Source organism: Salinibaculum sp. SYNS191 (assembly GCF_037338445.1).
Lineage (GTDB): Archaea > Halobacteriota > Halobacteria > Halobacteriales > Haloarculaceae > Salinibaculum > Salinibaculum marinum.
Window position 1 is genome coordinate 3034763 of the sequence record NZ_CP147838.1, and the last position, 13695, is coordinate 3048457.

Here is a 13695-nt window from a genome sequence, read left to right on the forward strand (position 1 = left end):
ATGCAACTGGCCGTGCGAGTCCTTTTTGGACCCGCGGTGCGTGCGGTGTCATGCGGTCTGATTGGAGGCCGTCGCGACATTCCCGGTGCCTCGGGGATGTCGCTCCTTGTCACTCATCTGAGAGACGATTTTACTGGATTGTCGCGGCGGCCATATGAGGAAAGAGCTTGCACAAGGTACATAATGTTTGCGCTGTATAACGCATAAATAGAGTATATGGTGAAATACAAGAAACCGAATTACGACACTAATAATTCCGGTGAAGGTTTAGCGGACAACGTTGAATCCAATGGCATGGGAAAAGAGGAGCGCAAACGTCAGGTCCTCGGGCTCCTCGTCGAATCTGGTTTAGCACTCCCTCCGACGGCTATCCTATGGAATTGCAAAAACCAGGGCGCAACGTTTGAGCGCCGCACTCTGGACAATTACATAGAAGAGCTACTTGACGAAGGCTACATCAAGAAAGTTGATGAAAAGAGGGGATACTACCAGGCAACCCCCGCAGGTCGAGATTATTATCTCAACGACTAACTAAAACTCAAAATTGCGCCATATAGCGCAAGTACTAAGTGGCCCCACTCCGTATATTTGTATACGGAACACACGTGCAGCTGGGTGATTTGGTGAAAATCGCCCCGGTGTACCAGCACCGAGGCGCGTGGGTTCCAAACTGAGACTGAACCCAATGGCAACTAACGAATCCATCACGGAAGAGCGTATCGACACCTCAATTCAGCCCGCCTCTGGCGATCGGACCCGCGTTTCTGTCGCAGGTGGCGTTCTGGTCTACGAGAGGCGCGCGGTCGGCAAGGAACTCGTCGGCTTCGAGGCCGTCGATGACTGGGATGACCTCGCCAACGATCTGGCTGTGCGTGGTCACAACCGCGGTGCGATCTATCACTTGCCGGAGTTCGACGCATGAGCTGTCGCGCGGAGCAACATCGCCGGGTCCAGAGGGCCGAGTATGCGTTGGTAGAGTGCGAAGATGTACTGGACGTTACTGTGATCGCGGCAGGGGAAGATCCAGTCGGCAAACCAACGCTTGACGTGCTTCTCCGGCCGACAGCAGGTGGTGTCTCACCGAATGTGGCGAGTGTGGTTGGTGAGTTCGATCTGACCGTGCGATGGGTGCAACGGCAGGGAATGCACTGGCAGGCGCTGTTGATCGCGTAATCTGTTGCTACTGCTACTGGAGTGAGTCTCCGTAGCCAGTACCAAAGGCACGTGCCTCTCAACTGTTCGGAACACCCTCTGTTCAATTTGTATTTGTACACGGACTGTGAGGATGTCCCCAGGCAGACCCGACTGTTTACTCGGGATATCGCCCGAGATGAACAACGTGGGGCAATCCGATATTTGATAAGAACCGCTGGTGAGCACCTGTCGAAGTGAGAAGAGACGCCTCTGTTGAAACCCTCCGTAGGTGATATGTTTCAGCGACCGTGCTACATACAAAGGATATTATCAGCCCGACGGCCTCATTTCTTTCCCTCTGGAAATACTGAATTATTCACTCAGTTCTTGTGGTTATTATTTTTCGAACCTAACCAACTGAAGACTAAAACAGGCCGACGCCTCTATTCTGGAATGGTAAGTTAGCTCCACTTTGTCACCATCGTATCCGCAAGGCTCCTGATTTCATCTAATTCGATGACACCGATGTCCTCGGTTCCTTCGATGACCCACCCGACATAGGCGGCCAGGTTTGTATCCCTGACTCGGATTACGTCAGCAGAGAACGGTTCGATGTCACCACCGTCACCTGATTGCGTGCCCGCAGCCCACGAACTTTCATGCCCAATTTCTAGCTCCTGTGATTCTTCAGGCTCCATCCCAACAACTTGCGCGTACCCAATCTCGTCGAATTTCGCTTCTGCCCCGCTTACACTCTCTGACCGCGTTACTTGAGTGGAGATTCTTTCCCTGTTGCCCTCTTCATTTTCTCTCTGATAGTTCTTGAGCAAAGACGTACTTTCGTCCGAAGATTCGGTGTTACTCAGACTTTCTTCCCATCCCTCACCGGGGAGGTCCTTCGGTAACAATATGACGTCTTCCGGTGAGGTATCGATTAACTCCGACTCTGATGTTGTTGAATCATTTTCTGACGCTATTTGTTCAGTTTCGTTTGAGATCTCGGTATTTGATGTGTCAGCTTCATCTGAGCTGTCTGCTTCAGGTGTATCAGTTTTATTATCAGCATCGGTATCTTCACTACCAGAACAGCCTGCTATCGTGATAACTCCGGTCGTGGCGACGATCCCAAGTACCTCGCGTCTATTCATGATATTTGAAAGGAGCGATGATACATTTATTTTGGGATATGTATTTTATACTGTCCTGACCGAACGCCAGCCTCACATTCTGGTCTGCTTCTGCTGCCCGATACGCGCCCTGTATCTCGCACGCCGAATTTATCATCAACTGAGGGTTTCAACAGAGCCGAAGAGACTGAACTCGGCACTTTCGCCGAGCGTCACCCCGTGTCTTTCTGTCGACCTGCGAATCTGGAATATTGAGTGAGCATCTAGCCTCGGTGGCTTTATGACCGCCACGCGAAACCCGTAAATCATGACTGAAGGCAGTCGGGCCACGGAGTTGCTTGCGGACCGGCCCGAACTGGAAGCCCCACTCCAAGACCTTCTCGAAATCGACGAGGCACACGAGACGTGGACGTTCGACGATATCTCCCTGGATTCCGGGACGTTCGGCCAGCTCGTCTCCGAGGGTGTCGTCGAGAAAGTCGATGGCGAGTACCGCCTCGCAGAGCCCGACGCCGTGCGGCGTGCGCTCGGGGAGCAACCAACGAGTGATGACACAGAGAGGGGGTCGGTCAACACGCCCTCGCTCGATGAGGTGTCGCTCTCGCTGCCGAGCGTCGATGGCCGAGCAGCTGCGATGCTTGCGGGTGCACTTACCCTCATAGTCGTCATCCGTTCGTACGTCGTCGGGTCGGTGTTCCGTCCCGATGCCGTCGTGTTAGCGGCGAATGATCCCTACTACTATCGCTACTGGGTTGAGCAAGCCTTTGCCGAGGGCATGGTCGGGGGACTGCCGATTGCCGAGGTTCCCGAGGGAATTGCACTCGGCGAACCGTTTCTCGTCGCGACGCTGGCGTGGGTCTCGGGATTGCTCGGTGGTGTAGACGCCTCCGGTGCGGTGCTTGCGGTGTATCCCGTCGTCGCGGCTGTGCTGGTTGGTCTCGGGTTGTATTTCCTGACGATGGTCGTCACGGCGGATCGCCGGGTTGCCCTGTCTGCCGTGTTGATGCTCGCAGTCACGCCGGCGAGTTCCTTGCGGACGGCACTCGGGTTTGCCGACCACCACGCCTTCGACTTCGTGTGGTTGATTCTGACTGCACTCGCGCTTGCCGTGCTCGTCAGTTCCGAGCGTGAGGGCCCTGTTGTGGCCGTTCTCGGTGCACTCGGCGTTGGTGTGGGTGTTACTGGACAGGTGCTCGCGTGGGACAACGGCCCGCTGTTGGTTGTTCCGCTGGCTGCCGTCGTTGTCGGGGTGGTACTGCTGGCCGTTCGTGAGGGTCGCTCGCCGGTCCGGGAGGCGGGACCGATACTGGGAGGGTTGGCGCTGGCTGCGGGTGTGACCTACGCTGTTCACACGACGGTCGGATGGCACACCCAGACCGTGGCGCTGACGCCTGCCATCTTCCTCGGTGGTGCGCTCGCCATCGTCGCGGTCGGAGAGGGTGCGTATCGGTTCGACCTTGGGGTTCGTGTCACAGCTGGTGTTGAAGCCGTCGCCGGGCTCGGAAGTGTGGCTGGGGTTGCCGTGTTCCTACCCGACTACTGGTCGCGGGCGATCGAGGGACTTGGTCGTATCACACAGCGACAGGACATCGCGGAGGTTGAGTCACTGTTCAGCGGGGACACGCTGGGCTTTCTCCTGCTGTTCGGGTTCGTGTTGTTCATCGCGGTGCCGGCCCTGGCCTGGGCAACGGTCCAGCTCGTTGACGGCACAGCACGCTGGCTGGTGCCGGCCGCATACGGGTGGTACTTCCTCGTGCTGGCGGTGTTCCAGGTGCGCTTTGCGGGTGAACTCTCGCCGTTTACGGCGCTGTTTGCAGGGGTTGGGTTCGTCTGGCTGGCCGAGAAGGTTGATTTGGCACGGCCGCTGTCGACGGGCCGGGAGTTCGCGGCGTGGGTGCCCGGGCGTGTGGATCGGTCGACGGTGTCGCTGGTGCTGGCGCTGTTCGTGTTAGTTGCCGGGTTGAGCGTGGTGCAGTCGGCGATCAAAGTCGAGCAGGTGACGACCGACGATGCCTCCTACGAGACGGCCGCCGCGATTGCTTCGTTTGCCGACGAGCACGGGTGGGATAACGCCGAGGAGAGTTACGTACTGTCGAACTGGGGTGAGAACCGGATGTACAACTACTTCGTCAACGGGCAGTCACGGTCGTACGGGTATGCTCGCTCTGTCTACGGGTCGTTCTTGAATCAGAGCGATCCAGACGCGGCGACCGAGGAGCTGGTCAATCGGGTTCGGTTCGTGGTGATTGAAGACGGTGCGGACGCGAACCGGATGTCCATGCAGGCGCGGCTGCACCAGCGTTTCGGGAGTCGGGGTGACGGCGTAGCCGGGCTCGGGCAGTTCCGTGCGATGTACGCGACCAACGACCGGACGGCGTTCGTGCGCGTCCCGGGCGCGCGGCTTTCCGGTACAGTCGGGTCGAATACAACGGTGTCGGTTGCGACAAACGTCTCGATTCCGGGGGCGTCGTTCACATACGAGCGGTGGGTTCGGTCAGGGAACGTCAGTGTTCGTGTCGCCTACCCCGGGACCTATAACGTGCGTGTTGGCGAGCAGTTGCGGACAGTTGCTGTTTCCGAAGCTGAAGTGTTGAACGGGACACGTGTATCCATCGGGGAGTAGGATTATACTACCGGCTAAAAATTCTTTAGGCTATAACTTGATCTGAGGATATGACTTCACTCGACACGGTTACCACTGAAGACCTCCGCGATACTCTCGCAAAAGTCTTGATTAGAAAGCCCATAATGGTAAGAGAAAATACTCGTCAAAATGTTAAGCCGATAGTACCATGTCAACGATTGTGAACCGATACATCTTTAAATACAGAAAATACAAATTATTGTGATATGAATGCCCTCATCACCGGCGGCGCTGGGCTCATTGGCTCCCACTTTGTTGATCATTTATTGACTGAAACAGACCAAGACATACACATTGTTGATAACTTCTCTACCGGTCGGCGGTCAAATATAGAGCACACTCTGGCCAACGAGCGTGTCGAGATAGACGATGTGGACGTTCGCGAGACAGAAGAGATGCATCAAGCTGTTTCAAGAGCGGACATCGTCTACCATTTCGCTGCTGCTCTAGGTGTGGAACGGATCGTCGATAATCCTCTGAGTTCGCTCCAGACAAATATTAGAGGAACAGAAAACATCTTGGACGCCGCTGCAAAGGACGGAACGCCCGTCTTCGTCGCATCATCTTCGGAAGTGTACGGGAAGTCGCCAGATCTTCCATTCAGTGAGGAGGATGACTGCGTTCTAGGCCCGACATCGGTGCCGCGGTGGGGATACGCGACTGCGAAAGCAATAGACGAGTTCTACGCGTTTGCCCATCACGCCGAGAACGATTTACCCATTGTTGTCGGGCGGTTTTTCAACACCGTTGGACCGCGACAGGTTGGTGACTACGGTATGGTAATCCCGACATTCGTTGAGCGAGCGCTCGCGGATGAACCGATTCAGGTGTACGGCGACGGTACGCAAACACGGAGTTTCACACATGTTCGCGATGCTGTGAAAGTAGTCCGTGATTTGATGAACACCCCTAATACAGATGGTGATGTGTTCAACATTGGTTCCTCCGAGTCAATCAGTATTAACGAACTCGCCGAACAAATAATTTTAGTAACAGATTCAAATTCGAAAATCGAACATGTCCCATTTGCAGAGGTTTTTGAGGAGGACTTTGAGGAACCACGCCATCGCAAACCGGACGTATCAAAGCTTAGGGAGACTATCGGATGGGCACCAGAAACAAGTCTAAATCAGATTATAGAAGACGTTGTAGACGCCCAGCAAAGTGGTGCAGAGGTGCCGACATGACTGGCAAGCCGCTCTTTCAGCGGATCGCCGATCGAAAAGTATCAGTCGGCATTATCGGTCTCGGTTATGTTGGGATTCCTGTAAGTCTCTCGTTCACGGAGGCTGGATTCCGAGTCAGAGGCTTTGATATCGACGAATTCCGGATTGATGAACTTCTATCGGGGAGAAGCTACATTGACGATGTTTCCGATACCCGCATCCGTGCAGCGCTCGAAAATGGGTTTAAACCTTCAGCAAATCCATCCGTCATCGCCGATTGCGATGTGTATGTTCTCGCTGTTCCGACTGGAATAAATGAGGGCGAACCAGATATGGCCGCGGTAGAAGCGGCGACAAAGACGGTCGCTGAACAGGCTGGATCGCGTGAGACGTTGGTGGTTGTCACCAGTACCGTTTATCCTGGTGCGACCCGAAATATTGTCAAGCCGAGTATTGAACCCGCAGCGGAGGGACCGACGTATTTTGCGATGGTACCTGAACGTCTGAATCCAGGTGGTGACCTCGAATTTTCGAAAATTCCGCTCGTTGTCGGTGCGGATAGCGAGGTCGCTGGCGCAGTCGCGACCGAACTGTTCGAAACGGTCGTTTCCAGAACCTACCCCGTCGAATCGACTGACACGGCGGAGCTAGCGAAGACGCTGGAAAACACATATCGAATGGTGAATATCGCACTTGTAAACGAACTTGTCACATTTTCCCAATATATTGATGCAGATGTCTGGGAGGCGATTGACGCTGCGGCAACGAAGCCATTCGGTTTCCAACCATTTCGACCGGGGCCCGGTGTCGGCGGTCACTGTATTCCGATAGATCCACAGTTCCTAACTTGGCGCGCTGAAAACCTTGGCATCGAACTTTCTCTGCTAAATGGTGCCCAACGCGTCAATGACCGGATGCCTAGACTTGTCGCTAACCGTATTGAGTCACTCCTTCGTGAGAATCACTGCGAACCTGAGGATGCCTCAATTTTCGCCCTTGGTGCTGCATACAAACCCAATGTTGGTGATACTCGGAACTCCCCCGCTCTACAGGTGATAGAAGCACTTCCTGATGAAGCAGAAGTGACGATCGCTGACCCCCATGCTGATGCTTGTGATGTCTCTCGGAAACTCGTTCAAACCCCTGATCCAGAGAACGTCCGGTCGGCAGATATCGTTGTCCTTCTTGTTGATCACAAGACCTTTGACCTGAAGTCAATCGGGGAACAGGCCTCCCTGATCTTCGACACTCGGAATGCGATGCCTGATGATATCTCTGCCGAGGTTGTGACTCTTGGTGAAATCCCTGAGCGAAGCTGCAATGAAACCACGCGTAATTTCAGCCTGACTGAGGTACCATAACGAGCAGACGCTCTTCTCAGGGAGATTGTTGATAGAGTGTGGTATGGATAGCACTCGTGAGTGCTTGTCGGTCTGGTTTGTAGTAGAGCTGGCGGCGGAACTTGAAGGCTCAGAAGTACTGTGCGAGGCGATCTTCCGAGATACCACGATGGCCCAAGAGCCACGCGTTGCGCCAGCGATGCGTGGCTCTCGCAGGTGTTGATATGAGTGTCGCCGCGGCATATTCGCCGTCGCTGTGGACGATATACTAATGAGTGAACGAGTCGTGCCGCTCGAACGCATCATACGAGAGGTAGCCGTCGGTGTCGACAGTCAGAGACTCCGGCTGGCGGTCGGCCAGCAGGAGTCCTATCGTGTCGAAATCAACAGTCTTGGCCGGATAGTCCACCGCCAATCGGTGCCACAATTAACAAGCAGAAAGATCGGTGGCTTGTCGGTGTTGTACGGGCCATGTCCGTCAGTTCGAAGGCCTTGCGAGCGCGACCAACCGTCGTGTCGCGGCCTTTCAGCCCCGCGGAAATGTATAGTTCGTTGATCCGACAGGGCCGTCGACCCTCAGCGTCGGCGCGTTGAGCGCTTTACTGAGGGTTCGACATGCCTGAGTACCGCCTCTTAGGAGATCTCAATCTCACACTGGAGTTGCCGCACGCTTGTGTTGAACTGCAAGAATGCATAAATCAAGAAGAGGCACTTCCTGAGTAGGAGTTTTGAGTGTTTGAAGATGGTTCCAGCTTTGGCGTTGAACGTGCGTCCGCAATCCTTACAGAGATACCGCTGAAATTTCTGATCGCTGCCGTATCCGGTCGTTCGGTCGGATCGGCAGTGAGGGCAGTAGATACTGTCGTTCCAGCGGACCTACCATAACAGGTCGGCTACGACCAATTCCGAACTGAACACTTCCAGCGGAATCATGCCTATCGGGCACTACTTGAGTGATATGCGTTGTCCTGAATACTGGACTCGAAACGCAGAGCTGGGCCAGTCTGCGGTTGCTGGTGACCTCGTGGTGGAAAATCATCGTTAGAACGGATCGTTCTCTGCTAACATTCAGAAGTTGAGATGATTACTCCGGGGTCGGCGGGTTCGTCCGGGGTAGCGACAACTGATTTAGCCTTAGCCACCGTAACACGCGTGAGGAGACGGAATTCCGATACCACAACACTCCGTCTCTTCGCTTTCTACGGCAATAACGCAGTCGCGGCGTCTCCGTCTAGTGAAACTACAGAGCCCTTTGAGCAGCATTTCACGGAACTCCAGCCACCAGCTTCGCGCACGCACGGCAGCGCCGAGCGTGCGCTTGATTGAGGAGAAGACGGTTTCTGACATGGAGCGCTGATGATACCGATCACGGTCCATACGGGCGTTATGGGCGTGATCGAGCGGATTCATGATCCTGTGCTTGATCAGCGGTCTGATGCCGTTCTCGCGGAGTTCGTCGCGGAAGGCTTTCGCGTCGTAGCCTCGGTCGGCGGCGAGGCTCCGCAGGTCGCCCGCGTTCCGTCGGGCGACCTGCGGGCCGATCTTCGCATCATGCTTCTTCGAGGTGGTCGAGTGGATGTCGGTGATGTATAGCGTTTCGACATCCACGAGAGCAGTGACTTTCAGCGCTCGGACGCGGTAGTGCGTGCGGTTGGCGTAGTGGCGGCTGGGTTGGTCGCGGTCGAAGCCGGTCGAATCGATGGCGGCGTGGCCGGTGCGTTTCTCGGCTGAGGCGCCGAGAAACGCACGCCAGGTCGCAGTTGGAATCCTTGCAAACCACGTGCGGAGAACGGTGTAATGAGGCAGCCGCCTGAGGCCGATCTCGTCGAGGACGCCGGGCATCTCGCTGAGTAAATCCACGGTGATGCGGTAGGATTTGCCCAGCTCGATGCGGAGTGCATGCAGCGTGAGCATCGCCCATTCGGCGAACCCGCCACCCCCTTCGGGGTCGGCGGGTTCGTCCGGGTTAGCGACAACAGATTTAGCCTTCGCGACCGTAACACGAGTGAAGAGGCGGAATTCCGATACCACAACACTCTGCCTCTTCGCTTTCTACAGCGATAACGTAGTCGCGGCGCTCTCGTCTAGCGAAACTACAGAGCCGCTCAAAGCCACCGTCTACAACCTTCGCCGGAGCGTGAGATATCCATGAAATCAACCGCCGTGTACCGAAACTACAGAGCCGTTATTTTTATTTTCCCTCTTCATGGTATGGCTAGCGACAACATCATCATTTCACAAACCCACAGCAGCGGCGATCTCGACGGAATTTAATATAATATCGTTTATACACACTTCATAAATTCACTATTTGGTCGTATATAAGGGTGGAATGTGATGGATTCTTCCTCTATATTTCGCACGCCGCTTTTATCAGATATTGAATTGTTCCCTCAGCTTGTAGACTAAGGGGCTCATCAGTCGACGGTTGACGCACCACTAGCTTGTGATGGTGAACCAGCAATGCTCGACTGCCTGGTTGAGAGGGCACGCCAGCAGAAAGTACTTTCGCGTGAGGACATGGGCCGACCGAGTGGCGTGTCCCTTGCGGCGCTTCTGTTCCGCGTTGACTTGTCGCACAAAAAGATCGAACACCACTCACCGATAACCGAGGTCACTCAATCGTTCTTCGACCGACTCGTCAACCTTGGTTTGTCGGCCGGTCGTCGTCCTGTCGACTACATCCTCAAGGTGTATCTTGACTGCCTCACGCATGTCTTTTAACAAGCCTTCATGTTCGCTGCTGACGTCTTCCTTCTCCATGGGATCGCTGTGCCGGGAATACAGCCGGTCGGTATCAGCCTGTCTATCGTGGATGAAGGTCCAGTCGTCGGTGCGATACGAAATCTTGATACGCTCCGGAGCTACTTCCCCGCCCTCACCCGACGTGTGACTGAGTTCGGTGAAACACGCGTCCCTTGTCTCCTCCTCCCGAACCGGTCTTCCCCGCCAGTTATCCGGAGGCAATTCCCCGATGGAATCGATGATCGTCGCCGGAATGTCTAGTGCCGAGAACAGTCCATGGATCGTTTTGGTTTCGGTAACGCAACCACCGGTGAATAACAGGGGAACCTCAACGAGTTCACGATGGAGTTTCGGTTTGTGGAGGAGATCTCCGTGGTCACGAAACTCCTCTCCGTGGTCAGCCGTCAGCACAACCAGCGTCTCGTTGAGGTGTCCTTCTTGCTCAAGTTGTTCAAACAGAGAGGAGAGAGAGTCAGCGAGATACGACACCTCCGACCTATAGAGATTCCGTAAAGTCTCTACTTCGGCGTCCGGTATCTCATTAGGGTCGTCATTGAGCTGCTGCCAGAACTGATCGATATCGTCTTCCGGGACGTTCGTGTATTTTGACGGTGGTTTGTAGGGGTGGTGTGGATCCATATAGTGGGCCCAGCAGAACCACGCCTCTTCAACCTCATTCAGCCAGTCCAGAACACGATTGTTAATATCGTCGGCCCGATCATACGGGAGCTGCTGGTAGTCGGTGAGTCGGAAATACACCTCCTTTATGAGGCGGTGGATGGACGAGGGGAGGAAATCTCTGAGAACCCTGTTCAACCGTCGTTTTGAACCGACGGAATCGTAGAACTTGTCGAATCCACGATTATACCCAAATTTTCGAGACAGAAGAGGATTGGAGTGAAATCCTGCCGTTTCGAATCCGGAATCAGACAGAACCTCCGCAAGCGGAACCCGATCTGATCCGATGCCGCTGTATCCTCCATACTCAAGGGGGTGTGTAGAAGTCAATATTCCAGGGAAGGCAGTCGACGTTCCAGACCCAGTTGCAATACAACGATCGACAGTAATGATATCATAAGAGGCAGGGATTGCATTGCGGAGTGGATCTGAATCGTCCTCTCTGAGGGCATCAACCGTGAGGAGAAGGATGTTTTCAGGAGTGTTTATCATAGCGTACCAACAGAGTGAAACCTCACAGGAATCATTCTTGTGGTACGACCTAGTCGGTTCCGGACTTGTCACCAGTAGTCCAGAAGAGGTGAGGTACTTGCCTCCATCTTTGCACAGGATAATAATACTACCCAAAACCACTTGAATACGAACATATGAATCTTCGAAGCTTCACACGCGAACTGGCAGATCAGATTCGATACCAGCGCTGGAAAGCCATCCCTTGGGTAAGTATTCGTCTCTATGAGCGGTTCCTTGCGAGGCGTTTTGCTTCGTTTGACTTGGACCGGACGAACGTTTACGACCGGGACTGGAACGTGCTCCTTGTTCTTGATGCCTGCCGTCTAGATCTCATGCAGGAACTCGAACCAGAGTACCCGTTCCTGCAAGTGCCGGATTCAATTCTCTCGGTCGGAGCCACATCTTCGACTTGGATGCGACGAACGTTCGTCGATGGTGTCGCCGATGAGATCGCACGAACAGCATACGTCAACGCGAACCCTCATTCCGAACTCGAACTTGACCCTAACGATTTCGCATTGCTAGATAACGTCTGGGAGTATGCGTGGGACGAGAATCTCGGTACTGTACCGGCACGATCCGTCACAGACAGGGCGATAGCGACTTGGCGAAACTGCTCGCCCGACCAGATGCTGGTCCACTACATGCAGCCACATGCACCATTTGTAAACCATCCGGAACTCGCCTCCGGAGTCGACCTTGATCGGGTTGGCGAGAAGTGGACAGGGAACGTCTGGGATCGACTACGGACTGGAGAACTGTCGGCGGACAAGGTGTGGGAAGCTTACAAGGCCAATCTCCGTTACGTGCTGGACGACATTTCCCTTCTTCTCGACAATATCGATGCAGAGACAGTAGTCCTAACGGCGGACCACGGAAACGCCTTCGGAGAGTATGGTTTCTATGGACATAATCCGACTATCGTCTCGTCAGTAATCAGGGTGCCGTGGTACACGACATCGGCGGAAGATATCGGGGAATATACTCCAACCCAGGAACGGGAACGGTCCGAAGCGGATCTTGAGTCCCGTCTTAAAAGCCTCGGCTACGTTTGACCGTGTAACACAAGACCCAACGAACGGGAGCAAAACGTGGGAATGGCGAGAGCTGGACTATTATCGGTGTCCTTAAATTAATCGTAAGCAAATAGTGATCAACACCTAATCGCGAGAATAATCAGAGATACCCGACCTTTGGATACCATTTATCAATGAGACTTCTACTACTTACGAACAATCTCACGGAGGGCGCGATTACGAACCAGTTCATTGACCTGTCACAGTACTTCTCCGAGGAACACGAGGTATACACCGGTGCGCTTCTGGGAGGTGTCGACGACACCGCAGCTAAGTCGTTGAAGGAGAACGGTGCAAAGGTTGTGCGGTTTGAGTTTGGAAGAACAGACTTCGTAACCGCAAGTAAGGAATTACTCCAATTTTTGAACAACAACGTCGACGTCCTGAACACCCACCTAGTCCGTGCAGGAGTAGTAGGCCGGATGGTCGCCCTGTTTTCGGATGTCTCGGTTGTCGTCTCGACACAGCAGAAGGTACACCACGAACACACAGCAAAACAGCGACTTACGAAGGGTCTGACCCTCCCGCTTGCGGATGGCATGACGTCAATATCGAACGCTGTTGCCGACTCGTTTCCACGATGGATCTCGACAATGCTAAACTGGAACGTCGACCAGCGAGTGATTTACAACGCTGTCAACCCGACAATGTTCGAATCGCCACCGGAACTCCAGCCGGAGTTACGGACGCACTTCGATGGTGACGGGCCAGTTGTGACGACTGTCGGACGCCTCATTCCGGTGAAAAACCACGAGGTACTCATTGATGCGACCGCCAAGATCGTCGAAACCTATCCAGAAATGAGTCTAGTCATCGTAGGTGACGGCGAACTGCGAGGCGATCTCGAACGGCAGGCGAACGAGCGGGGGATCTCTGACAATGTCGTGTTCACGGGGTGGCTGTCCCGTCCGGAGGTTGCCGCTAGCGTGTCGGCCGCGGACGTGTTCGCGATGTCCTCGAGGGCTGAGGGGCTCGGCGTGGCACTCATTGAGGCGATGATTACCGGGACACCGGTCGTGGTTTCGGATATTCCAGTGTTCCACGAGGCCGTTGGTGATACCGGACTCTTTGCTTCCTCTTTCGACGCGGACGACTGGGCAAGCACGGTTGGCCGGTACTTCTCCAACGAAGCGCTGACAGAGCGAAAAGGGAACGCAGCACGGCAGCGTGCCAAGGACGTGTTCTCACCAGAGGCGGTCAACGAGAAATATATCAGCTTCTTTAAAGAGTTGAAAGAATGACAGCTCTTCTCACTGATCGACAAATGGAAGT

General features: G+C 54.4%; 9 protein-coding genes and 2 pseudogenes. 7 read left to right on the plus strand and 4 right to left on the minus strand.

Annotated features, from left to right (window positions below; translation table 11 throughout):
• Nucleotides 1-294 precede the first annotated feature (294 nt).
• Together WDJ57_RS15915 and WDJ57_RS15920 are read left to right on the plus strand one after the other, a co-directional pair.
• Nucleotides 295-531, plus strand: a complete 237-nt coding sequence (locus WDJ57_RS15915; protein WP_338901855.1) for a hypothetical protein — start codon at nt 295-297, stop codon at nt 529-531.
• Nucleotides 532-685: 154 nt separating this feature from the next.
• A complete protein-coding gene (locus tag WDJ57_RS15920) occupies nt 686-922 on the plus strand; it encodes a hypothetical protein (RefSeq protein WP_338901856.1) in 237 nt (78 codons plus the stop codon).
• Nucleotides 923-1595: 673 nt separating this feature from the next.
• Here the strand turns inward: WDJ57_RS15920 and WDJ57_RS15925 are convergent.
• A complete protein-coding gene (locus WDJ57_RS15925) occupies nt 1596-2282 on the minus strand; it encodes a hypothetical protein (RefSeq protein ID WP_338901857.1) in 687 nt (228 codons plus the stop codon).
• Between the two features lie 286 nt (nt 2283-2568).
• Between WDJ57_RS15925 and WDJ57_RS15930 the strand changes: the two genes are divergently transcribed.
• From WDJ57_RS15930 to WDJ57_RS15940, 3 genes are all read left to right on the plus strand, one after another.
• The gene (locus WDJ57_RS15930) at nt 2569-4884 is read left to right on the plus strand and encodes an STT3 domain-containing protein (protein ID WP_338901858.1); all 2316 of its coding nucleotides are present in this window, start codon (nt 2569-2571) and stop codon (nt 4882-4884) included.
• 227 nt (nt 4885-5111) lie between these two features.
• Nucleotides 5112-6092: a GDP-mannose 4,6-dehydratase gene (locus WDJ57_RS15935; RefSeq protein WP_338901859.1), complete on the plus strand. Its 981-nt coding sequence runs from the start codon at nt 5112-5114 to the stop codon at nt 6090-6092.
• Nucleotides 6089-7432 carry a nucleotide sugar dehydrogenase gene (locus tag WDJ57_RS15940; protein WP_338901860.1) on the plus strand — a complete coding sequence of 448 codons (1344 nt, stop codon included), beginning with the start codon at nt 6089-6091 and terminating at the stop codon, nt 7430-7432. The genes WDJ57_RS15935 and WDJ57_RS15940 overlap by 4 nt, the downstream gene beginning before the upstream one ends.
• 16 nt (nt 7433-7448) lie before the next feature.
• Here the strand turns inward: WDJ57_RS15940 and WDJ57_RS15945 are convergent.
• The 3 genes and pseudogenes from WDJ57_RS15945 to WDJ57_RS15960 form a co-directional block, all read right to left on the minus strand.
• Nucleotides 7449-8344: pseudogene (locus tag WDJ57_RS15945) on the minus strand (IS1595 family transposase).
• A gap of 285 nt (nt 8345-8629) precedes the next feature.
• Nucleotides 8630-9442 (minus strand): annotated as a pseudogene (locus tag WDJ57_RS15955) (IS5 family transposase); the annotation flags it as partial.
• 567 nt (nt 9443-10009) lie between these two features.
• Nucleotides 10010-11326: a sulfatase-like hydrolase/transferase gene (locus WDJ57_RS15960; RefSeq protein ID WP_338901862.1), complete on the minus strand. Its 1317-nt coding sequence runs from the start codon at nt 11324-11326 to the stop codon at nt 10010-10012.
• Between the two features lie 155 nt (nt 11327-11481).
• Here WDJ57_RS15960 and WDJ57_RS15965 point away from each other — a divergent pair, with 155 nt between their 5' ends.
• Nucleotides 11482-12402 carry a hypothetical protein gene (locus WDJ57_RS15965; RefSeq protein ID WP_338901863.1) on the plus strand — a complete coding sequence of 307 codons (921 nt, stop codon included), beginning with the start codon at nt 11482-11484 and terminating at the stop codon, nt 12400-12402.
• A 155-nt stretch (nt 12403-12557) separates the two neighbouring features.
• Nucleotides 12558-13664, plus strand: coding sequence for a glycosyltransferase family 4 protein (locus WDJ57_RS15970; protein WP_338901865.1), 1107 nt, complete (start codon nt 12558-12560; stop codon nt 13662-13664).
• The last annotated feature ends 31 nt before the right edge of the window (nt 13665-13695 follow it).

Excerpts from the sequence above, each read along its gene's own strand:
- WDJ57_RS15920 (WP_338901856.1), top strand. The coding sequence starts at position 686 with ATGGCAACTAACGAATCCATCACGGAAGAGCGTATCGACACCTCAATT.
- WDJ57_RS15960 (WP_338901862.1), bottom strand. The coding sequence starts at position 11,326 with ATGATAAACACTCCTGAAAACATCCTTCTCCTCACGGTTGATGCCCTC.
- WDJ57_RS15965 (WP_338901863.1), top strand. The coding sequence starts at position 11,482 with ATGAATCTTCGAAGCTTCACACGCGAACTGGCAGATCAGATTCGATAC.
- WDJ57_RS15930 (WP_338901858.1), top strand. The coding sequence starts at position 2,569 with ATGACTGAAGGCAGTCGGGCCACGGAGTTGCTTGCGGACCGGCCCGAA.
- WDJ57_RS15925 (WP_338901857.1), bottom strand. The coding sequence starts at position 2,282 with ATGAATAGACGCGAGGTACTTGGGATCGTCGCCACGACCGGAGTTATC.
- WDJ57_RS15935 (WP_338901859.1), top strand. The coding sequence starts at position 5,112 with ATGAATGCCCTCATCACCGGCGGCGCTGGGCTCATTGGCTCCCACTTT.
- WDJ57_RS15940 (WP_338901860.1), top strand. The coding sequence starts at position 6,089 with ATGACTGGCAAGCCGCTCTTTCAGCGGATCGCCGATCGAAAAGTATCA.
- WDJ57_RS15915 (WP_338901855.1), top strand. The coding sequence starts at position 295 with ATGGGAAAAGAGGAGCGCAAACGTCAGGTCCTCGGGCTCCTCGTCGAA.
- WDJ57_RS15970 (WP_338901865.1), top strand. The coding sequence starts at position 12,558 with ATGAGACTTCTACTACTTACGAACAATCTCACGGAGGGCGCGATTACG.